At 68.1% G+C, this 22,446-nt stretch carries 13 protein-coding genes; 9 read left to right on the forward strand and 4 right to left on the reverse strand.

Annotated elements, in window-relative coordinates:
• Nucleotides 1–4: 4 nt before the first annotated feature.
• The 6 genes from AW270_RS34765 (at nucleotide 5) to AW270_RS34790 (ending at nucleotide 5,922) form a co-directional block, all read left to right on the forward strand.
• A complete protein-coding gene (locus AW270_RS34765) occupies nucleotides 5–1,915 on the forward strand; it encodes an acetyl/propionyl/methylcrotonyl-CoA carboxylase subunit alpha (RefSeq protein WP_061300384.1) in 1,911 nt (636 codons plus the stop codon).
• Nucleotides 1,912–2,673 carry an enoyl-CoA hydratase family protein gene (locus AW270_RS34770; RefSeq protein WP_061300385.1) on the forward strand — a complete coding sequence of 254 codons (762 nt, stop codon included), beginning with the start codon at nucleotides 1,912–1,914 and terminating at the stop codon, nucleotides 2,671–2,673. The genes AW270_RS34765 and AW270_RS34770 overlap by 4 nt, the downstream gene beginning before the upstream one ends.
• Complete coding sequence (locus AW270_RS34775) at nucleotides 2,673–4,364, forward strand: acyclic terpene utilization AtuA family protein (protein WP_061300386.1); 1,692 nt, start codon at nucleotides 2,673–2,675, stop codon at nucleotides 4,362–4,364. Before AW270_RS34770 ends, AW270_RS34775 begins: the two co-directional genes overlap by 1 nt.
• Nucleotides 4,365–4,456: 92 nt before the next feature.
• Nucleotides 4,457–4,663 (forward strand): hypothetical protein, encoded by a 207-nt coding sequence (locus tag AW270_RS34780; protein ID WP_061300387.1) that lies wholly within the window; start codon nucleotides 4,457–4,459, stop codon nucleotides 4,661–4,663.
• Nucleotides 4,664–4,741: 78 nt separating this feature from the next.
• A complete protein-coding gene (locus AW270_RS34785; RefSeq protein ID WP_061300388.1) occupies nucleotides 4,742–5,596 on the forward strand; it encodes a helix-turn-helix domain-containing protein in 855 nt (284 codons plus the stop codon).
• Between the two features lie 134 nt (nucleotides 5,597–5,730).
• Nucleotides 5,731–5,922, forward strand: a complete 192-nt coding sequence (locus AW270_RS34790; RefSeq protein ID WP_245675010.1) for a hypothetical protein — start codon at nucleotides 5,731–5,733, stop codon at nucleotides 5,920–5,922.
• Here the strand turns inward: AW270_RS34790 and AW270_RS34795 are convergent.
• From AW270_RS34795 to AW270_RS34805, 3 genes are read right to left on the reverse strand one after another with little or no spacing between them, the layout of a single operon-like run.
• Entirely contained in the window at nucleotides 5,895–7,280 is a 1,386-nt protein-coding gene (locus AW270_RS34795; RefSeq protein WP_061300390.1) for an aspartate aminotransferase family protein, read from the reverse strand. The genes AW270_RS34790 and AW270_RS34795 overlap by 28 nt on opposite strands.
• 1 nt (nucleotide 7,281) lies before the next feature.
• Nucleotides 7,282–8,406 carry an aromatic ring-hydroxylating oxygenase subunit alpha gene (locus tag AW270_RS34800; RefSeq protein ID WP_218009420.1) on the reverse strand — a complete coding sequence of 375 codons (1,125 nt, stop codon included), beginning with the start codon at nucleotides 8,404–8,406 and terminating at the stop codon, nucleotides 7,282–7,284.
• Nucleotides 8,407–8,437: 31 nt separating this feature from the next.
• Nucleotides 8,438–10,036, reverse strand: coding sequence for a phytoene desaturase family protein (locus AW270_RS34805; protein WP_061300392.1), 1,599 nt, complete (start codon nucleotides 10,034–10,036; stop codon nucleotides 8,438–8,440).
• Between the two features lie 235 nt (nucleotides 10,037–10,271).
• Between AW270_RS34805 and AW270_RS34810 the strand changes: the two genes are divergently transcribed.
• The 3 genes from AW270_RS34810 (at nucleotide 10,272) to AW270_RS34820 (ending at nucleotide 13,260) form a co-directional block, all read left to right on the forward strand.
• Entirely contained in the window at nucleotides 10,272–11,360 is a 1,089-nt protein-coding gene (locus AW270_RS34810) for a polyamine ABC transporter substrate-binding protein (RefSeq protein WP_061300393.1), read from the forward strand.
• Between the two features lie 71 nt (nucleotides 11,361–11,431).
• A complete protein-coding gene (locus AW270_RS34815) occupies nucleotides 11,432–12,301 on the forward strand; it encodes an ABC transporter permease (RefSeq protein ID WP_061300394.1) in 870 nt (289 codons plus the stop codon).
• A complete protein-coding gene (locus tag AW270_RS34820) occupies nucleotides 12,298–13,260 on the forward strand; it encodes an ABC transporter permease (protein WP_082802077.1) in 963 nt (320 codons plus the stop codon). Before AW270_RS34815 ends, AW270_RS34820 begins: the two co-directional genes overlap by 4 nt.
• An 82-nt stretch (nucleotides 13,261–13,342) precedes the next feature.
• Here the strand turns inward: AW270_RS34820 and AW270_RS34825 are convergent, their stop codons facing one another.
• On the reverse strand, nucleotides 13,343–22,390 hold the full coding sequence (locus AW270_RS34825) for a LamG-like jellyroll fold domain-containing protein (protein ID WP_082802078.1): 9,048 nt from the start codon (nucleotides 22,388–22,390) through the stop codon (nucleotides 13,343–13,345).
• Between the last annotated feature and the right edge of the window lie 56 nt (nucleotides 22,391–22,446).

A 22,446-nucleotide genomic window follows, 5' to 3' on the forward strand; every position in this document is an offset into this window, starting at 1 on the left:
CGACATGATTCGACGGGTTCTGGTGGCCAACCGGGGCGAGATCGCCCGGCGGGTGATCCGCGCGTGCGACGCGCTGGGCATCGAGACGGTGGCGGTGTTCGGCGACGCCGACGCGACGGCGCGGCACGTCGCCGAGGCCGGGTCGGCGGTGCGCGTGGCCCGGTACACCGACGTGGAGCAGCTCATCTCGGCTGCCCGGGCCGCGGGCGCCGACGCGGTGCATCCCGGCTACGGGTTCCTCTCCGAGGACGCCGGGTTCGCGCGGGCGGTGATGGAGGCGGGGCTGACCTGGATCGGGCCCTCCCCCGAGGCCATCGCGTCGATGGGCGACAAGATCGAGGCCAAGGCGCTGATGGCCGAGGCGGGGGTGCCGCTGCTGCCGACCCTGGCGTTCGGCGGCGCCTTCACCGAGCCGCCCGCCGATCTCACCTACCCGCTGCTGCTGAAGGCGTCGGCCGGGGGCGGCGGGCGCGGGATGCGCATCGTGCGGTCGGCCGACGAGCTCGCCGAGGCGGTGGAGTCGGCCGGGCGGGAGGCCGCGGCGGCGTTCGGCGACGGGACCGTGTTCGCCGAGCCGCTGCTGGAGCGGGCCCGCCACGTCGAGGTGCAGATCCTCGCCGACACCCACGGCACGATCTGGGCGCTCGGTGAGCGGGAGTGCTCGATCCAGCGCCGCCACCAGAAGGTCCTCGAGGAGGCGCCCTCCCCCGGCGTGACGCCCGAGCTGCGCCGGGCGCTGGCCGAGGCGGCGGTGAACGCGGCCCGCGCGATCGGCTACACCGGCGCGGGCACCGTGGAGTTCCTGCTGGCCGACGGCCGGTTCCACTTCCTGGAGATGAACACCCGCCTCCAGGTGGAACACCCGGTCACCGAGGCCGTCTACGGCGTCGACCTGGTCCGTCTCCAGATCGAGATCGCCGAGGGCGCGGCCCTGCCCGGCCTGCCGCCGAGCCCAGTGGGCCACGCCATCGAGGTGCGCCTCTACGCCGAGGACCCGGCCGACGACTGGAGCCCCCAGACCGGCCGGATGCACCGGTTCGAGGTCCCGGGCGTGGAGTCGGAGTTCGGCGAGGGCGGCCTGCGGCTCGACTCGGGCATCGTCTCGGGCGACGAGATCAGCACCTTCTACGACCCGATGCTGGCCAAGGTCATCGCCTACGCCCCGACCCGGGAGGCGGCGGCCCGCCGGCTGGCCACGGCGCTGGCCTTCGCGAAGCTGCACGGCCCGGCGACCAACCGCGACCTCCTCGTCCGCGTCCTGCGGCACCCCGAGTTCCTGGAGGGCGGCACCGACACGGGTTTCCTGACCCGCCACGAGTTCGCTCCCCTGGCGGGCGTCGACGCCGTGCGGTTCTCCGCGCTGGCCGCCGCCCTCGCGCGGGCCGCGCGGCCCCGGGAGACCCTGGGCGACCTGCCCGCCGGCTGGCGCAACGTCGTGTCCCAGCCACACCGGGCCGCCTTCGAGGAGGCCGGGGAGATCACCTACCTCCACACCCGCGACGGCCTGCGGTCCTCCCCCGAGGCGGTCTTCGTGTCCGCCTCGGAGAGCGAGGTCGTGCTGGAGATCGCCGGGGTCCGCCGGGTGTTCGGCGTCGCCTGGTACGACGGGGCCGTCCACGTCGACTCCACGCTCGGTCCCGTCCGGCTCACCCCGCTTCCCCGGCTGCCGGAACCGGTGGTGCAGACTCCTCCTGGGTCGTTGCCCGCCCCGATGCCCGGCACCGTGCTGCGGGTCGAGGTCGGCGTGGGTGACGAGGTGAAACCTGGGCAGACGGTCGTGGTGCTGGAGGCCATGAAGATGGAACACCGCATCACGGCCCCGGCCGGGGGGGTGGTCGCCGAGCTGACCGCCGTCGCGGGACGGCAGGTCGAAGCGGGTACCCCACTGGCTGTGATCAAAGAGGGGGAACGGTGACCGAGGTCGTACACCTGACGGTCGAGCGCGGGGTGGCCACGGTCACGCTCGACTCGCCGCGCAACCGCAACGCCCTGTCGCGTCAGCTCGTCGAGGAGCTGTCGGCCCACCTGGAGGCGGCCGGCTCCGACGACGACGTGCGGGCGGTGCTGCTGGCCCACACCGGGCCGGTCTTCTGCGCCGGGGCCGACCTGTCGGAGGCGGCGGCCGAGGGCATGGAGGCGGGCACCCGCCGGATGATCGACCTGTTCACGCTGGTCGTCGAGCTGCCGAAGCCGGTGGTCTGCCGGGTCGCGGGCAAGGCGCGGGCGGGCGGGCTCGGCCTGCTCGGCGCGTGCGACATCGTGGTCGCCGACGACAGCGGCGACTACGCGTTCACCGAGGCCCGCCTCGGGCTGGCCCCCGCGATGATCTCGCTGACGCTGCTGCCGCGCCTCGACGGCCGGGCCGCCGGGCGCTACTTCATCACCGGCGAGACCTTCGGCGCGATGGAGGCCCAGCGCATCGGCCTGCTGACCCAGGCGGTGCCGCTGCCGCAGCTCGACGACGCGGTCGAGACCGTCCTCGACGGGCTGCGGGCCGCCTCGCCGCAGGGCCTGGCGGAGTCGAAGCGGCTGGTCACCGAGCCGGTGCGGAAGCTGCTGGCCGAGCGCGGCGACGAGATGGCGACCCTGTCCGCCAAGCTGTTCTCCTCCACCGAGGCGCGGGAGGGCATGAGCGCGTTCCTGCAGAAGCGCCCGCCGAACTGGGCCGTCTGATGCTCCGCGTCGCCAACTGCTCGGGTTTCTACGGCGACCGCCTCTCGGCCGCGCGGGAACAGGTCGAAGGCGGCCCGATCGACGTCCTCACGGGCGACTGGCTGGCCGAGCTGACCATGCTGATCCTGGCCGGGAACCGGCTGAAGGGCCGGCCCGGCTACGCGGCCACGTTCGTGAAGCAGCTCTCCGAGGTGCTGGCGACCTGCCTCGACCGCGGCATCAAGATCGTGTCGAACGCGGGCGGCCTCGACCCGGCGGCCTGCGCGCGGGCGATCCGCGAGCTGGGCCTGCCGGCCAAGGTCGCGACCGTGACCGGCGACGACCTGATGCCCCGCCTGCCGGAGCTGGGCCCGCTGGTCAACCTCGACACCGGCGAGACCCTCACCGCCGAGCCGGTCACCGCCAACGCCTACCTGGGCGGCTTCCCCATCGCCGCCGCGCTCTCGGCGGGGGCCGACGTCGTGGTGACCGGCCGCGTCACCGACGCGGCCCTGGTCACCGGGCCCGCGATCTGGCGGTACGGCTGGCGTCCGGGCGACCTCGACCGGCTCGCGGGCTCGGTCGTGGCCGGTCACATCATCGAGTGCGGCTGCCAGGCCACCGGCGGCAACTACGCCTTCTTCGACGAGATCCCCGACCTGGCCCACTGCGGCTTCCCCATCGCCGAGATCCACGACGACGGCTCCTGCGTCATCACCAAACACCCGGGCACCGGCGGCGCGGTCACCGTGGGAACCGTCACGGCCCAGCTCCTGTACGAGATCGGCGGCCCCGGCTACCTCGGCCCCGACGTGACGGCCCGCTTCGACACGATCCGCCTCATGCAGGACGGCCCCGACCGCGTGTCGGTGAGCGGGGTGCGCGGCGAGGCGCCCCCGCCGACGCTGAAGGCGGCCGTCAACGTGCTCGGCGGCTACCGCAACACGATGACCCTGCTGGTCACCGGTCTCGACGTGGCCGAAAAGGCCCGGCTCGCCGAGGAGGCGGTCTGGGCGCGCGTGCCCAAGGAGAGCTTCGAGCGGACGTACACGGAACTGACCGGGAACCTGCTCCGGATCACGGTCATGGATCCCGACCGGCGCAAGGCCGGTCGCCTCTTCTCCTCCGCCGTGGTGGAGACGGGCCTGGCCAGCTATCCCGGCTTCTATGGCCTGACCCCGCCCGGCGACGCCTCGCCCTACGGCGTCTACTGGCCCGTCGCGGTCCCCCGCGAGCTGGTCCACGTGGAGGTCACGCTGGACGGCGCGGAGGTCCCGTTCGGGGACGACGCCCCGGGAAACGCCCCCGGCGTGCCGCCCGCGCCTCTCGCCGAGCCCTTGTCGGAGGCCGGGCCGTGGTTCTCCGCGCCGGTGCCGATCCCGCTGCCGCTGGAGGAAGAGCTCCGACCTCTGGGCCTGATCGCGGGCGCCCGGTCGGGCGACAAGGGCGGCAACGCCAACCTCGGGGTGTGGGTGCGGACGCCCGACCACTACGCGTGGCTGGAGGGTTACCTGACGGCCGACCGGCTGCCCGAGTTGCTCCCCGAGGTGGCCGGATTGCGCGTCGAGCGGTTCGCCTTCCCCAATCTCCTCGCGGTCAACTTCGTCGTCCACGGCCTGCTCGGCCGGGGAGTGGCCGCCAGCCCGCTGATGGACGCGCAGGCCAAGGCGCTCGGTGAACGCCTGCGCGCGATACCGGTCCCGCTGCCCTGAGTCCATACCGCAACCCGAACCGGATTCCGGCGAAACATGAGCCCTCCTACAATTGCTCGCAATTGCGGCTGTTGTACGGAAGGACACCCCCCATGCGCCTCCGCTTCCTCGGCACCACCTCCGAGGCAACCACGTGCCCCGCGCTGTACGAGACCGACCGCGGCACCATCGTCGTGCAGGGCACGGAGGTGGTGGACCCCGAGGCCAGAGCCGACCTCCGGCACCTCGCCGACTACGAGACCGCCGTCGAGGTCCCCCGGGAGCTCCTGGTCGAGATCGCACGCAAGGTCTTGACCTGATCACGATTAGGGAGCTCCCTATGGCCTGAGCGCGGAGGGGCGGTCTACGTTGGTCCGCACCATGGCGGGAGGGATCGAGTGAGCGGTTTCCAGCAGGCGCGCATCGACTTGGGCATCCAGCTCAGGCAGCTCCGCGAGGCCGCTCACCTGTCCGGGAAGGACCTGGCCGAACGGCTGCACTGGCAGCCGTCGAAGGTCTCCCGGATCGAGAACGCCCGCCAGACGCCGACCGAGGACGACGTCGTCGTCTGGGCCCAGGCCGTCACGGCCGAGCCCGGCGTGGTCGACGTGCTGATCCAGCAGGCGGTCGGCCTGGTGGAGCGGCACGACTCGTGGAAGGCCCGGCACAAGGGCGGCCTGGCGGCGCTCCAGGAGGACGTGCGCGATCTCGAGGCGCGCATCCGCACGCTGCGGATCTTCGAGGCGGGGCTGGTCCCCGGCCTGCTCCAGACCGCGGAGTACTCGCGCAACATCTTCCAGAAGGTGCGCCGGGTCTACGAGGCGGTCGACGACGTCGACGCGGCCATCCGGGTGAGGATGCAGCGCCAGGAGATCCTCTACGACCCCGCCCGCCAGTTCCGGTTCGTGGTGCCCGAGGCGGTGCTGCACGTGCGGCTGGCCCCGGTCGACGTGATGCGCGGCCAGATGGACCGGCTGCTGGCGATCACCACGCTGCCCAACGTCGAGTTCGGCGTGATCCCGTTCGCCACGCCGATGCCGGCCACCCCGCTGCACAGCTTCGCCATCTACAACGAGGCGCTCGTCGGCGTCGCCACGTTCACCAAGGATCTGCTGCTCAGGGACCCTGACGACATCACTTTCTACGGCCGCGCGTTCGACGACTTCGCGGGCGCCGCCGCCTATCGCGACGACGCCCGCGCGGTGATCGTCCGGGTGATCGACGAATTGGGGAAACAATCCGCTGATTCGTAAGAGCAATTGCTTGCCTCATGTGACGGGAGCGTGCAATCCTTTTCCCTCAGCCGGGAGGTGATTGTGCGATGGTTGACACATTGTGGTGTCTTGAGCGATTCGCCGATGCGACGCGGGATCACATCGATCTGTCCGTGCGCCTGTTGAGCGCCAACCCGCCGGCGGTGCACGTCCGCAACCGATTCTCCGACACCCTGGCCGAGACGGTGACCTGCACCGACTGCGGCGCCTTCCTCACCTCGTGGGGCTACCGGCTCGGCACGGTCGAGTCGGTCGAGGACGCCGCCGCCCGGCTCGCCTACCTGATGGCCGCGCTGCCGGCGTAGTCACGCCCCATGGCGTCCAGGTTCGCCAGGAACCTGCGCACGTCGTCGTCGCCGTGCTGGACCGAGAGCGTCCACTGTTCGGTCTTTCCCCAGGGCGGCAGGAAAACCCCGCCGTTGTGCTGGTAGAGCCAGTGCGCGTGGCCCCATTCATCGGGGTACTCCAGAAAGTCGCGATAGTCGCGGAGTTTCTGGTGAAATATTACTGAGCCCTTCGCGCCATACGCCTGCACATATCCCGGCAGGTCGTATCTCCGCAGAATGGCGGTCACTCCGCTCACCATTGCCGCGCGCAGCCGATCGAAGTGACGATAAGCGTCCGTATTCAACACGTCGCGCAGCACGACGGCCGCGACCGCCATGGTGAGCGGATTGCCGTTGAAGGTGCCGACCTGCTCGTACACCCCCTCGGAGATCAGGCCCATCAGTTCGGGCGTGCCGCCGATCGCCCCGCACGGCAGCCCGCCGCCGAGCGCCTTGGCCAGGCAGATGATGTCGGGCGTCACGCCGAGCAGCCCGGACGCGCCGCCGGGGGCCACCGACAGGCCGGTCTTGACCTCGTCGAAGGCGAGGTGGGCGCCGTGGCGGTGGAGGAGGTCCTTGAGGGCGGCCAGGTAGCCGTCGGGGGGCGGGATGAGGCCGATGTTCATCATGACGGGTTCGAGGATCATGCCGGCGACCTCGCCGGAGTTCTCGATCAGCGCCCGCTCGACGGCCTCCAGGTCGCCGAACGGCACCACGACGGTCAGCCGGGCGAGGTCCGGCGGCACCGACCGGCTGTAGCGCACCGAGCGCGGCCGGAGCGGCGGCCCGGCCTCCTCGACCGTCGGATAGACGCTGACCTGCACGGAGTCGTGGTGGCCGTGGTAGCTGCCCTCGACCTTGATGATCTTCATGCGGCCGGTGGCGGCCCGCATGAGGTGCACGGCGTCCATGGTCGCCTCGGTGCCGGAGTTCCCGAACCGCCACATCGGCAGCCCGAAGCGGTCGGCCAGCAGCCGGGCGACGGTGACGGCGTCCCGGGTGGGCTGCGCGAAATGGGTGCCTTTTCTGACGCGCTCGTCGATGGTCTCGACGATCGCGGGATGGGCGTGCCCGACGAGGTTCACCCCGAACCCGCCGTGCAGGTCGACGTACGAGGTGCCGTCGAGGTCGACGACGCGGGACCCCTGGCCGTGCGAGATCCACACGGCCCCGGGCGGTGCGTCCTGCCAGTTGGAGGCCACTCCTCCGGGCAAGACATCGGAGCATTCGGCCCGCACGCGCCGTGATTCGACGGTCCGGGCCAGGAACGCCGCCTCTTGAACGGCGATGAGGTCGTCCAGTGTGCGAGCCGGTGTGCGCTCGCTGACGACGGTCATTTCAGATCCTCTCGGGCAGGGCCGGCGCGCGGCCCGTCAGATAAGCGGTCGCCACGGTGGCGATCCACTGGAAGGTGACGTCCTCGTCGGCCGAGAAGGGCCCGGGACGGTAGCCGCGTGAGCTCACCCCGCGCTGGACCCCTTCGCAGGCGGCCCAGTCCTGGCGGTTGGTGAGGTCCCAGAAGTCGACGGCGTAGCCGACGTCGGTGACGCCCGGCGGGAACAGCCACTGGCAGGTGACCCGGGTCCTCGTCGCGGTGAGCGGTTCCAGGACGTGCGTCATGACGTAGTCGGGATGCAGGCTGAGCAGCAGGTTCGGGAACAGGTGGAGGTATTCGACGATCCTCAGCCGCTCGCCCGTGATGCCCGGCAGCGGGCCCGTCGCCGACGCGCCGTCCATCGACATGGTCTCCGCGCCGTCGACAAGGTCCATCCTCCCGCCCGCCCACAGGCCGGTCGGGACGTAGTTGTCGCCGCTGTCGGGCGGGGAGACCGCGCAGAGCTCCGGGTGGATCGCCGGGCAGTGGTAGCACTCGTGGTAGTTCTCGACGGCGAGTTTCCAGTTGGCGTCGAGCTCGTACTCGTGCGACGCCGCGACGTCGAGGTCCTTCAGCGCGTACGGCCCGACGATCTCCGCCAGGCCGTCGAGGTAGTCGTCGACGGGCGGGGCCTGGCCGTCGGCGTTGACGAACACGAACCCGTGCCACTCGGTGATCGGGACCTCGACGAGGCCCAGCTGGGGGGCGGGCTCGCCCGGGATGCGGTGCAGGTCGCCCCGCAGGTCGTAGACCCAGTTGTGGTAAGGGCAGGCGATGAACCTGCCGGTCGCGCTGGACCCGCACGGCAGGAGTTCGTGGGCCCGGTGGCGGCAGACGTTGTAGAAGCCGCGGAGGGTGGCGTCGTCGTCGCGTACGAGCAGGACCGAGTCGTCGCCGACGGCGACGGCCTTCCTGGCGCGGTTGTGGATGTCGGCCGAGCGCCCGGCGCAGACCCAGCCACCGGCGAAGATGACCTTCCGCTCCCAGTCGAGGACGTCGTCGGCGGTGTAGGCCGCCCGCGGGAGCATCTGACCCGGCGCCTTGAGGCACTCGCGGACGTCGTCGGGGTTCAACGGAGCGGGGATCATCGCTCGCACCACCTCATGCAGTCATCCGTGATCATTTCTTCCATCGCCTCCTGCGGTCCTTCAGGATGCGGCGGGTGGCCAGGTAGCCGGCGATGCCGGTCACGCCGCCGCCGCCGTGGGTCGCCGAGCTGCACTGGTAGAGCCCCTTCACCGGGGTGGTGAAGTCGGCGTAGCCGGGGGCCGGTCTGAGGTGGAAGAGCTGGTCGGGGGAGAGCTCGCCGTGGAAGATGTTGCCGCCGACCAGGCCGTATTCGTGCTCCATCTCGTGGGGGCCGATGACCTGGCGGTGGATGACCGACGCCTTGAAGCCGGGGGCCAGCTGGTCGTAGCCGTCGATGACCCGGTCGGCGTAGGCGTCGAGCTCCTCGGTGTGCGGGGCCTCGTTCCAGGTGTGCGGGACCCACTGCGTGAACATCGACATGATGTGGGTGCCCTCGGGACAGAGCGTGCGGTCGACCGTGGACGGGATCACCGAGTCGGAGAAGGGCCTGCGCGCCGGGACGCCCGACCTCGCGTCCTGGAAGGCCTGCTCGACGTAGTCGATGGAGTGGCAGAGCTCGACCGAGCCGGTCAGGTCGGCGTCGGGGTTGGACGGGAAGTTCGGAAGCTCGGAGAGTGCGACGTTGATCTTCACGACGCCCGAGCGGGAGCGCCAGCGTTCGATGTCGCGGACGAAGTCGTCGGGGAGGTGCCCCCGGTCGACGTGGTGCAGGAAGGTGGTCCGGGGGTGGGTGGCGGCGACGACGACCGGGGCGGTGAACTCCCGGCCGTCGGCGAGAGCGACCCCCGTCGCTTGATCGCCCTTGACGAGGATCCTCTCGACACGCGCGTCGGTGAGCACGGTCGCGCCGAACGCCTCCGCCGAGTCGCGGATGGCCTGGCTGACCGCGCCCATGCCGCCGATCGGGTAGCCCCACGACCCCATCCGGCCGTCGCCGACGTCGCCGATCGTGTGGTGCATCATCACGTAGGCGGTGCCCGGTTCGGCCGGGCCGGCCCAGGTGCCGATGACGCCGTTGATGGACATCACGCCCTTGACCTCGGGCGACTCGAACCACTCGTCGAGCAGGTCCTCGACCGACATGGTGAACAGGCGGACCGCGTCGGCGGTGCCGCGCGTGCGCAGACCGCGCAGCCCCCACGCCAGCCGCAGCTGGTCGATCAGGTCGCGCGGCCTCGTCGACCCGACGTTGGGCGGGGTGCGCATGAGCAGCGGGGACAGGACGTCGCCGATGCCCTGGAGCCAGGCCTCGTACTTCGGCATGTTCTCGGCGTCCTTCTTCGAGAACGCCGCGAGCTGGGCGTGGTCGCGGGCCGGATCGCCGGTCTCGGTCAGAAGGGAACGGCCGTCGGGGAAGGGGACGAAGCTGGGCCCCATCGGGATCACGTCGTAGCCGTGCTCCTTGAGCCGCAGGTCACGGAGGATGGTGGGGGGCATCAGGCTCATGACGTACGAGAGCGCGGTGACCTTGAAGTCAGGTCCCCAGGGAGTTTCGGTCGTGGCCGCGCCGCCGGTGACCGGACGGGCTTCGGCGACGAGGGTGGAGAGCCCGGCCCGGGCGAGATAGGCCGCGGCGACGAGCCCGTTGTGACCGCCGCCGACGATGATCGCGTCGTATGCGTGTTTCACCGGCTTGACCCCTTCTGCATGGCGTTACGACCCGGAAAACTTGTGCCCGCACGCCTTGTGACCCATCGGGCCACATCGTCAGACTAACTGGTTAACCAGTCAGTCTGGCAAGAGGAGATTCGGTACCAGAAAAGGAAACAGCATGGATCGACGCAGGTTTCTGCTGGTCAGCGCCTTAGCTGCGACTGCGGCATGTGGAGGCGAGCGGCCCGCCCGCTCGACGGGGTCCTCCGCAGTGCCGCTCACCCGGACAGACTCACCGGGCTCGCTGCCCCTGCACGACGACATCCCTCCGATCGCGGACGGGCTCTCCCCGGAGTCCGGCGGGGTGCTCAAGATCTTGAACTATCCCGAGTACGTGTCGCCCGACGTCCTGAAGGCGTTCGGGAAGACCCACGGGGTCGAGGTCGAGCTGACGACCTTCAACACGATGGAAGACGCGATCTCCAAGCTCCGGACACCGGGCGCGTCGTTCGACGTGTGGTTCCCCACCCCCGACGTGATCGGCAAGGCCGCCGTCGGGAAGCTGCTGCGGCCCCTGAACAAGACGTACCTGGGGAACCTGGCCAACGCCTGGCCACAGTTGCAGTCGCCCTTCTACGACGAGGGGTCGCGCTACTCCGTGCCCTACTGCGCGTACACGTCGGGCATCGGCTACCGGGCCGACCGGGTCTCCGCCGGGTTCGGCTACGGGCTGCTCTGGGACCCGGCCTACAAGGGCAAGGCCTACCTGATCGACGACCACCGCGAGGGCCTGGCCCTGGCGATGCTCAAGAACGGGCTCCGGGAGATCAACACCGAGGACCCGGTGAAGATCGAACAGGCCGGGACGTGGCTCGCCGAACTGGTCCCCCTGATGAACATCAAGACCGGCATCGCCGCCTACCAGCTCGTCGCCGAAGGCCAGGCCACGGTGCATCACTGCTGGTCAGGCGACATGATCAACGCACAGTCGTACCTGCCCAAGGGGGTGGACGCCGACGTGCTCGGCTACTGGTACCCCGCCGACGACCTCGGCGTGGTGGGCACCGACTCGCTCGCCGTGCCCGCCTCCGCCACGAAGCCGGTGCTGGCACATCTGCTGCTGAACCACCTGCTGGACCCGGTGGTGGCACAGGAGAACTTCTCCTTCACGGGCTACCAGCCGGCGCTGTCGGCGATCACACCGGAGAAGATGGTCACCGACGAGTTCGTGACCGAAGCCCTGAAGCCGGCGATCGTCACCCCGGACGTCTACGCCCGCAGCCAGCAGATCTTCCAGATCTCCCCGGCGGCGGAAGCGGTGTGGCTGGACACCTGGTCGCAGTTCAAGGCAGGCCAGTGACCGGGGACGGCGGGGATTCCCCTACCCATCCCGAGCCCTCCCCACGGCGTGGCCGGGCCCGTGGTGGCGGGTTGTGGGCCCTGCTCGCGGCGCCAGGCGCGTTCTGGCTGGTGGCGCTGTTCGCGGTGCCCTTCTACGCCATCGCCGCCGTGGCCTTCGGTTACACCGACCCGGTCTTCAACGCGCCCGTCCCGGAATGGGACCCGCGCTACTGGGACTTCACCGCGTTCTCCGAGATCCTGACGCGGTCGGTGTCCGGAGACCTGCGCCCCGTCTTCCTGCGGACGCTGCTGTACGTGGCCCTCGCCCTCGGACTGTGCGTGGCCATCGGATATCCGGTGGCCTACTACGTGGCCCGGCACGCCGGGCGGCGTCGGGCCCTGCTGCTCGGCCTGATCCTCGCGCCGTGGTGGGTCAACTACCTGACCCGGATGCTGGCCTGGCTCAACCTGCTCCAGGACGACGGCTACGTCAACGACCTGCTGCTGCTCACCAGGCTGGTCGACGAACCTGTCCGATGGCTCTCCGGGAACCCGGTGACGGTCGTCCTGGCACTGGTCTACGGGTACGTCCCGTTCTTCATCGTGCCGCTGTTCGCCACGCTCGACCGGATCGACCCGCTGCTGCTGGAGGCGGCCCGGGACCTCGGCTGCTCGGGGCGCAGGGCGTTCTGGCACGTGACGCTGCCACTGTCCCGGCCGGGCCTGCTGACGGCGTCGGCCATCACGGCGCTGCCGATGTTCGGCGACTACTACACGAACACGCTCGTGTCCGGATCGCCGACCACCACGATGATCGCCAACCAGATCGAGTTCTACCTGCTCGGCGGGACCCGCAAGGAACTCGGGGCGTCACTCGTGCTGCTGCTGTCCGCGCTGCTGATGGCGTTGATGGTCTACTACCTGATCTCCAGCCGCCGGGCCGAGGAGGTGGTGTCGTGAGACGGCGTCCGTGGGTGCTCGCGTCGGTGACGTGGGCGTACGTCGTGTGGTCGCTGGCGCCGATCCTGGTGGCGATCCAGTTCTCCTTCAACGACGGCCGGTCGCGGAGCACCTGGCAGGGCTTCTCCCTGCAGTGGTACTTCGGCTCGTCGGGCTCGGTGGCCGAGGATCCGTCACTACGCCTGGCCCTGGTGAACAGCCTCGTCGTGGCCGGGCTGACGACGCTGATCGCCACCCCCCTGGGCGTGGCGACGGCGCTCGGCCTGTCGCGGTGGCGGGGCAGGACCGGTCGCGTGGTCGGCGGCCTGACGCTGCTGCCCCTGGCCACGCCGGAGATCGTGATGGGCTCGGCGCTGTACCTCGTCTTCACCAACCTCTACCTGTTCGTCCCGCTGGGCCAGCCCGCCCAGGTCATCGGCCACGTGACGTTCTCGGTGTCGTACGTGGTGGTGATCGTCCGCTCGCGCCTGGCCTCGATCGGGACCGATTACGAGGAGGCGGCGCGGGATCTGGGGTGCAGCCGCCTGACCGCCGTCCGCCTGATCCTGCTCCCCCTGCTCACCCCGGCCGTCTTCGCCGGCGCGATGATCGTTTTCGCCTCGTCGATGGACGACTTCGTCATCTCGGCGTTCCTGTCCCCCGACGCGTCGTCGGTGACGGTCCCCATCAAGCTCTACAGCTCGGTACGCAACGCGCCCACCCCCGCCCTCAACGCCCTGGCGACGTTGCTGGTGCTCGCATCACTGGTGGCGCTGCTCCTCGGCTGGCTGGCGCAACGGCGAGGGTCACTCCACGAAGATACGGATCACGAGCGCGACCAGGATAAGAACAGCCCCGGACACGGACATGTAAATCGCTTGGCGGTCGGCTCCGGGAAGGGCGACACTCATCCGCACCGCGGCGGTGACACAGAGCGCCAACCCCAGGAAGCCGAACATCCTACGAACCCACTTCATTGATCGCCTTCGTCTCTCGGTAGAGGGAGCAGAGCTTCTCGGCAAGCTCTGCTCCCGCGACATCCACATGGTTTCGAGCAGGGGCCTATTGTCCCTTGACGGAGAGACAGGGAAGCCAGTGGCACTTTCCGTACTCGATGACGATTCCCTTGCCCTTGTTCGCGCCGTTGATCACTCCCAGACCCGCTCCGACGAATGCAGTGACAATTCCACATGCGGCCGATGCAGGAATGCCGATCACCGACTCAAGTCCGACGATCGTGCAGGCCCCCGCTGCTACGGTGATGTAGCCGAGGTAAGTCGCAAGCAGGTTCGTGTCTTCTTGGCTGAGGTACTGCCGACACGTGTCATTACCGGCAAGCGCCTTCTTGAAGCTGTATTCGTCACAGTCCCAGCCGGTTACCCCGTCATCCCCCACACAGCCGCTCTCCTTGTACTTCTTAGCGCATTTCAGGTAAGTGGGAGAAACCCACGAGCACTCATTGAGTGAGTAGTCCTTCAGGCATCGCAGATTGGCGTCGACCACTCCAGTACAGAAGGCGTCACTGTGCTTGCCCGACCCATAGGAAGTGTCTCGGCAGCCGAGATAGGACGAAGCCTGGAGTGAACAGGCATAATCCTCCTTCCCTGTCTTGTCCTTGCACTTGAGATAGCTCTGCGAGGCGTTCTGGCAGGCGTAGTGATCCTTTACCCCGTTGCGCTTCCTGCAGTTCAGGTAGATCGAGGAACTCTTCGTACAGACACCCGCTGTATGCCCACCACCTCCAGCACGGCACTCCGTATACCCCTCGAAGGCCCGCTCGCATGCGTTCTTCGAGTTTGAACCGCCGCGGCAGCCCGCATACTGAATGGCTCCCGACTGGCAGACCGAGCCCTCCAGCCCATCCTTGGCGCACCCGAGATAAAGCTCCTCTGCCTCCTTGCAGTTCTTGCTGGAGTATTTCTTGGTGGTGCAGCCGACGTAGACCTCGACGCCGTTGCACTTCTGCTGCGAACCACCGTTCAGACGGCAGTCCGTATATGCTTCCTCCGCTTTTTTGCATCCCTTCTTGCCATAGTCGGCGACGCAGTCGACGTGGGTGTCGGCCACCTCCTTCTTGATCTGCACCTCAACCTTCTTGCATTTCTTCTGGTTGGGCTTCTTGGCGCAGGTCGCATGGCCGTCGGGGTCGATGTTCGTGAGCGGATTGTCGTTGGCGTAGGCGTATCTGTTCAGTTGGACCGACGGGTCGGCCGGAAGAGTCAGGGTGTCGCGGGAGATGAAGGCACCAGTGGCCGGCTGGTACCAACGGGCGGCCATGTTGACCTTCTTGGTGGTCGGATCGGTGTACTCGCCCTGGTAGCCGAGGCCGTGGGTAACACCGATCTGGGCAGTCACCTCTCCGAAGGGGTTGTAAGCCGTCGAGTCCACCAAGGTTGCGCCGCCGGAGGTGAACGTGCCTATCAGGTCGCCCCGTAAGTCGCTGAGCGCCAGTTGACCGCCGCCTCCGTCCGACAGGCTCACCGTGTTGCCGGCGGCGTCCCGGCCGTAGGAGGCCTTCAGCACGTTCTGCGTGTCGGTGACAGCAACCAAATTGTTGGTCTGACCGTCATAGGCGAACCGCGTCGTCTGCCCGTTCTCTGTCCGGTTCTCAACCCGGCCGAGAGAATCGTAGTCATAGGTCACGGCCGCGTCCTGAATCAGGCGGTCGAACGCATCGAACCTGGACATCCGAACCATGCCGTCGGAGGACTCGGCCAGGGTGCCACGCGCGGTGTAGGAGTACGTGACCCCGTCTCCAGAGGTGAGACGGTTGCGTTCGTCGTATACGAAGGTCTTGTCACCTTCGCTGATGCGGTTGCCTGCTGCGTCCCACCCGTACTCGGTGGTTTTCCCGTCGGAAGCCGTCCAGGAGGTGAGCCGGTTGGAGTGGTCATAGGTGTAGGTGTTGGATCCGGATCCCGCCAGTCCCCCGGTGGTCTTGCCGGTCATGTTGCCATCGGCGTCGTAGCCGTAGGAGATGGAAGTGATGAGGGCGTTCTGGGAGTTCTTCAGCTCATCCGTTTTCAGGCGGTTGAGCAGGTCGTAGGTGAAGGACCGGCTGGCACCGCCGGCGCCGTAGGTCAAACCGGTCAGGCGGGACGCCTGGTCGTATGCGTACCCGATCTCCGTGTCGGTGAGCGGGTCGAACATCTGGGTGAGCCGGTCGGCGGCATCCCAGGTGAAGGATGCCGTTCCGGTGGCGTCGGCACGCTGGACCAGTCTGTCGTCGGCATCGTAGGCGTAGGCGCTGATGTCGCCGCCGGGTCCACTGGTCTTGATGAGCCGACCCCGGTCATTGAGGGTAAAACTCTGGTCACCCGCCATCGTTAGCCGACCGGCGAGATCGTAGCCGAACGCCTTGTCCTCGGTGGCGGCCTCCGCTCCGGCACCGGTCTGGCGTACGAGGCGGTTCAGTTCGTCGAAGGTGCTCTCGACGCGGACCCCGCCGGGGATGAGGTTGGTGATCAGGTTTCCCGCCGGGTCGTAGATGCTCGTCCACGTCCGGTCGGAGAGGTTCGGATGGGCGAGGGTGCTCGGCTCCACCAGTGACTCGACGAGGCCGAGGCTGTTGTACGTGGTGTAGGTGGAGTTCCCTCGCCCGTCGGTTGACCTGGTCTGCTTGCCCGCTGCGTCGTATCCGAAAGAGATGTCGATCGTCTCGCCTGCGGACACCGGCTCATGCTGCTCGATCAGCCGGTTGGCCGCATCGTAGACGCGGTTGGTGGTGTGGCCGCGAGCCGAGGTCATGCTGGTCTTGTTGCCCACGGCGTCGTAACCGGATGTCAGCTTACGGAGGACCGTACCGCCGGAGTCGACGTCGGCGACCTCGACCTGCCGTCCAGCCAGGTCAAATGTGGCGATATTGGATACGCCGAGCGGGTTCGTGGTTTTGACGACCCGGCCTGAGAGGTCGTAGCCAAAGGATGTGATGTTACCGAGCGCATCCTTGTGCGAGGTCATCTCACCGGCCGCGTTGTAGGCGCGGATGACCGACTCACCCCCTGGGCGAGTGGTCTTGGTGAGGCGGTCGGCGTCGTCGTACTCAAGTTCGGTGACGAAGATCCCGGTCGTGGGCTTGCGTTCGAACGCCGTGGTGGTGATCTGGCGACCTAGGTCGTCGTAGGTGGCTTCCCACCGTGCTCCCGTCGGATCGGTCTGCGAAAGCGCCTCGCCGAGGAGGTCGTAGGTGTAGGTGGTGGCACCGCCCGGAGCACCGCCGACTGACGGATTCGTCACCCGCACCTTGCGGCCAAGACCGTCGTATGTGGTGGTAGTGGTGTGGCCTCGCGCGTTGGTCGTGCTCACTTGCTGACCGGCCGCGTCGTAAATCGCGGTCGCGGTCGGGGTGACGGGTTGTCCGCCCGGCGGCGTGTATTCGGGCATGATCTGTGAGACGAGACGAGCGGCACGGTCGAACACCGAGGTACGCGTGCGCCCTTCCTGGTCTACGACGTGGGTCTGTTCCCCGAACGCGTTGTATCCCATCCGGGTGGTAGGCCGGGCGGTGACGGCAGCGCCGCCGTTGCGCTCGACCTGCACGGCCGGCAGCTTCACCTCGACGCTCTTGCCGATCGCGTTGTAGCGGATGTTGGTCGTGTAGTCAGCCGAGGTGGCCCCGGGGAGCTTTCCTCGGGGGTCGGTGATCGCCGTGACCAGACCCCGGTCGTCGACGGTGAGGGCGACGGTGAGATCGGGCCCGTCGTTGTGGACGGACTGGCCGATGGGATGGTTGGCCGCGTTGTAGGTGTACTCCGTGATCTCGGTGCGACTGGTTCCCGCGCCTGTCTTGACTATTTTCACGACGTTGCCGTTGGCGTCGTAGGTGTAGCCGGTCGACCGGGCCAGTGTCTCCGGGTCCATGGTCTGGGAGACCAGACGTCCGGCAGCGTCGTACACCGCGTCGACCCGTACGAGCCCTCCCTCCGTGGTCTGACGGGTGACGTTTCCGACCGCGTCGTACTGCTTGGCGTCCACCACAATGTCCCGAGGAGTGGTCGAGCCATTGAGCCGGGCGCCGCGGGCGATGGTCTGGGCCTTCAGTCCGTCGTCGTAGTAGGTGTAAGCAGTGGTCCGGCCCATGGCGTCGGTCTGGGACGCGAGTTGGCCCGCAGGATCGTAGGCGTACGACATGAGCACCACGTCGGCCGGGCTTTGCGGGTTGAGCGGGCTGCCACGCCAGTCCTTGAGGATGGTCGAGGCATGTTCGCCCCGGGGTGTGTAGGTGTAGTGGTAGAGCATGCCCCGGGTGTCGGTGTACCCGACCTTCTGGCCCTTGTGGTCGTAGCCGAACCGCTCGACGCCGCCCTCAGGTCCGGTTACGGAATCGGCCCGGCCGTAAGCGTCGTAGGTGTAGCTGGTCGTACGGGCCAGGTCGCCGCCGGTCAGATCGGACGTCACCGATGTGAGCGGGTTGCCGTCGGCGTCATAAGTGCGGGTCTGGCGCAGGGTGTGGGTGACTCCGGTGACCTCGTTCTCAACGGCGGCCCCTGTGGTGGTGAGCAGGCGGCTCTGAGAGTCGTAGGTCTGCGTCGTCGTGATCCCGTCGGGGTTGGCCGCCGACACCTCGGTGCGACTCGTTGGACGGCCTATCGCATCGTAGGTGTACTTGCTGACCAGCCCGGTCGGACCCGTCTCCTGGCCGAGGTCACCGGCGGCGGTGTAGGCGAACGTCGTCTCATTGCCCCGGTAATCCTTGCTGGTCTTCATCAGGCCCACAGGCATGGTCCCGCCCCCGACAGCCGACTCGGTTCCATCGGTGTAGACGACAGACTGCTCTCGGCCGCTGGGGAATTCCCCAGTGGGTGGGACGGCCCTTTTGACCGGCTCGCCGAACGCGTTGTACGTGAGCGTGATGGCGTAGGTCTCGTCGGCCGCCGAAGAAGACCGGGCGTCGCGGTACACCGTGACCCTGTCGTTCCGGGGATCGAACGGGTCGTCGACGTCCAGGTAATAGGAGATGTACTCAGTGGCGCACATGTTCTCAGCGCGGCAGGTCTTCTTCGCGACCAGGTTGCCCCGTGCGTTGTGAGAGAGATCGACCGTGACGCCGTTCGGGTCGGTAACCGTCGCGGGGAAACCGCCCGTGTCGTACGCGAATCGTGTGACCTTTCCGAGTTGGTCGGTAGTGGAGATGTCCCGGTGGCCGCGCAGTGCGTCGGTGACGTAGACAAGCTTTCCGTTGTGCGTGTCCGTCACCGTGGTCGTGGCGGAGACTTGGGTGCTGGATTCCTTGGTGTAGCTGAGATCGGACAGAGTCCAGGTGCCGCCGTCGTCATCGGTCTGGGTCAGCAGGCGACCGCCATCAACCGCATAAACGTTCTCGGCGTGGATCCGGCCTGACGGACGCGTCTCCTTGGTCAGTACGGGCTGGGCCGCCCTTGCCGCGTAGTGAGTCCTTACGGTGTCGAGACCCAGCGGCCTGTTGTAGACGGCGACTTCATCGACACTCCCGGCGAACGGGAATGTGGAGAACGACGAGGTGGTTCCCGGCCACGACGAGGCGCCGAACCCGGCACCAATCCTGGCGTCCCACATGGTCGCGTTGCCCGCGTGGGTGATCTTGCCCGTGAGCCCTCCGATCGGGCGGCCATCCAGGAACAGCGTCTGCACGTTGTCCGCGGCGGACAGCACCACATGGTGCCAAGCTCCGTCGTTCACGGCGGTGGCCGAAGTGATCGGAGTGGGTGAACCGGTCCAGAACTGCCCGCGCAGCTTTCCGTCGGTGCCGACGTAGATGCCCGGCAGGTAGGCCGTCGGGAAGTTGTCCGATGAACTCTGGAAGCCCATGACGGTGCCCGAGCCGGTCGTCTTGAACCACGCCTCGACGGACAGGGCACTGCCCATTCCGCTGACAGCCGCCTCGGGAAGCGACACGTACGACGACCCGGACGTACTGGAGAAGGTCATGGCGGTGTCGCCCGATCCCGCGAGCGCGCCTGCGACGCCAGCGATGGTGTTGGCCGTGGTCCCCGAGATCCGGCCGTCGCTCTCGTCGAAGTTCCAGCCGATGGTGCCGGAGACCTTGCCGTTGAGGTTGGCCGTAGCCTCGTTCAGACGCCAGTAGCCGGTGGGCCTCGAGTCGAGAACCACGCTCCGGTACTTGGACACGTCGGTGTAGGTGTAGACGGTACAGGCGCCACCGGAGCCCGGCGGGCACACCTTGATCAGCTTGTCGCCGCTGTACTCATAGGTCCAGATGATCGGGGTTCCGTTCACCGGATCGGTGGCCACGCTGGTGATGTGACCGCCGGTCCAGCCGAAGGTGAGGGAACGCCCCCCTGCGACGACGACCTTGAGCAATCTGCCGTCGGGGCCGTACGTCAGATCCTGCGCCCGATGGCGGTGGTCACTGACCTTCGTCAGCCGGCCTGAAGCGTCGAACCAGTATGAGGTGGCCGACTGGTCCATCAGCCGCCAGCCGCTGTCGCCCAGGCTGACGAGCGTGGCGAAGGTACCGGGCGGGGAAGCGTAGGTTCCGTCACCTCGGGAAGCGAATCGCTGCTCACTGCCGTCGGGGTAGGTGATCAGCACGGTGGTGGGCGGCGCGATGGCCGTCAAGCCGGCCAGCGCCTGAATCTCGGCCGTGGACAGCGCCTTCTGGAACATCCGGATGTCATCCACGGCGCCCTTGAGGTCACTGCCGAGGACCGTCGCACCGGCCGCATGCCATCCGGCCGGTACCCCTGAGACCGTCTTGAGCAGACTGCCGTTGACGTAGATCGCGATGGTTCCGGCCGCCTTGTTGTAGACGCCGGCGAGGTGGAACCAGGTGTCGACCGGTGCGGGCGAACCTGACAGGGCGGTGAAACGACCGGCACTTGAGGAGTCGGCCGACACTGTGGCGAACACCAACTGTCCGGTGGCCGAGTCGACACCCAGCTGGTACGGCGACCGGTTAGTCCCGTTCTGCTGAGCGATCTGGTAGGAACCGGTCCGATCATCCAGCTTCACCCAGGACATGACCGTGTAGCTGTCATCGGTTCGGAGAACGGGACCGGCCGCCGTCGCGATCGGGCCTCCCGATTTCGCGACCGCGCCACCGATCTTTCCGGGGACCCAGGTCGTGCCGCCGGCGAGCGCCGCGTGGAACCTGTGGCCCGAGGAATCGGCCACGAACCGGCTTCCCGCCAAATCACCGAGTCGCCAGTGGCCGACCATCGACGGATACGTGATCGCCCGCCCCTCGTCCTGGAGCCGCGTGTCCCATCGGGTGGACCAGCCTGCGCCGAAGGCCCCGTCGGAACGAGGGTCGAGGCTGTTGTACGTACGGCTGACCGATAGCGGCAGACCCGGCGTCGGAATGGACAGGTCGGTGATGGTCCGGGTGTAGTTGCCGTTGACGTGGTTGAAGTTGCGGTCATCAGTGCCGGCCGCGAGCAGCGTGTTGATCGAGCCCTGTTCCGGCGCGGTCGTGAAGGTGCGCCACGCGGAGGTGACAGTCGTGGTGCTGGTGGCCGCCTTCGCGTACCAGAAGTAGGTCCTTCCCCACTGGAGCTTCCCCGGTGGCACCTGGAAGGTCCCGTCCTTCGTCCACTCCGTGGAACTGTCACACCAGGTCCAGTGATTCTTCGTGCCCGAGCACACCTGGATCCAGTAGACGACGCTCGCCTCGGCGGGAGCCTGTGCGTGCGCGGAGAGTGTGGGGGTCAGCGTTCCGACCTGACTGCCGGCCGGAGGCGAGAAGGTCTGGAAGGGCAGTGCGGACACGGTGGCCGACTGCCACCCCGACCATGGGCCCCCGACACCGCCGACGACGCCGCGTACCCGCCATCGGATCATCCAGCCGTCTAAAAGTTTGCCTGCAGGGACGACCACCCACGAGTTCGAGCCGGACGGATATGCCGTGCCGCCGGTTCCTGACCAGATCGGCCCCGACCCCTGCTCGGTCGCGTCCGGGTGATGTTCGATCTCGACCCCCAGAGACGAATTGCGCCCCTGCGGGTCGCTGACCTTGGCGAAGAACCATGGCGTGAGCGACCCGACCGTCCAGGCCGAGGTGCCCGGCGTGGCCGGAGTGATCCCCGCCGCGGCAACGGCCGGTTTGCCAACATCGACCGTTGTGTTCTGCCACTCTGACCACGGTCCACCGACACCGCCGGCGACGCCGCGTACCCGCCATCGGATCATCCAGCGGTCTGTCAACTTCCCGGTGGGAATCTGGATCCACGCATTGGTTCCCGAAGCGTACGACGTTTGGGCTGTACCCGACCAGATCAACCCCGATGCCTGCCCAGTAGCGTCGGGATGATGTTCGATCTCCACGCGGAGAGCGGAGTCACGCCCCTGCGGGTCGGTCACCTTCGCGTACAACCACGGCGTGAGCGATCCCGCCGTCCAAGCGGTGACACCGGCGGTTCCAGGGGTCATGCCAAGAGATGCGGTGGCCGGTTTGCCGACGTCGACGGTCCCGGACTGCCAGTCTGACCACGGACCGACAACGCCGGTGGTGGTCACCCCCCTGACCCGCCAGCGGATCTGCGCGCCGTCGGCGAGCTTGCCGGTCGGGACCTGGATCCACGCGTTGGTCCCTGACGCGTATGACGTGGTGGCGGTGCCGGACCAGATTACTCCGGAGCCCCCGCCCGGAGCCGACGGGTCGTGCTCAACCTGCGCGCTCAGGTAGGAGGCGAGGTTTCCGGTTGAAGTGACCTTGGTGTACAGCCAGGGCGTGGTCGAGGCCAGCGTCCAGGCGGTGTCGGCTGTCTTCGTGCCGGGCACCACCCCGAGCCCAGTTCCGGCGGGTCTGTTGACGTCCACCTTCGCCGATTGCCACTCCGACCACGGACCGTTCACACCGGTGGTTGTCACACCCCTGACCCGCCAGCGCACCAGCCAGCCATCGGTCAGCTTGCCCGACGCCACCGTCACCCGGGCATACGGCGACTCACTGTTGGTAGCCGTAGTGCCCGTCCCCGACCAGATCAGACCGGACCCCTGAGCCGGCACCGACGGATCATGCTCGACCTCGGCACCCAGATACGAATAGCGGAAGAACGCCGGGTCGGTCACCTTCGCCTCGAAGAAGGGCGTCAGCGACGACAGCGTCCACAGACCCGAACCCTGCGTCCCACGAGCCCACAACTCCGACACCGCGGGCTTCTCGACATCCACCCGCGACGTCTGCCAATCCGACCACGGACCGTTCACACCCGTCGTCGTCACACCCC

The organism is Herbidospora cretacea, from assembly GCF_001570605.1.
Taxonomy (GTDB): domain Bacteria; phylum Actinomycetota; class Actinomycetes; order Streptosporangiales; family Streptosporangiaceae; genus Herbidospora; species Herbidospora cretacea.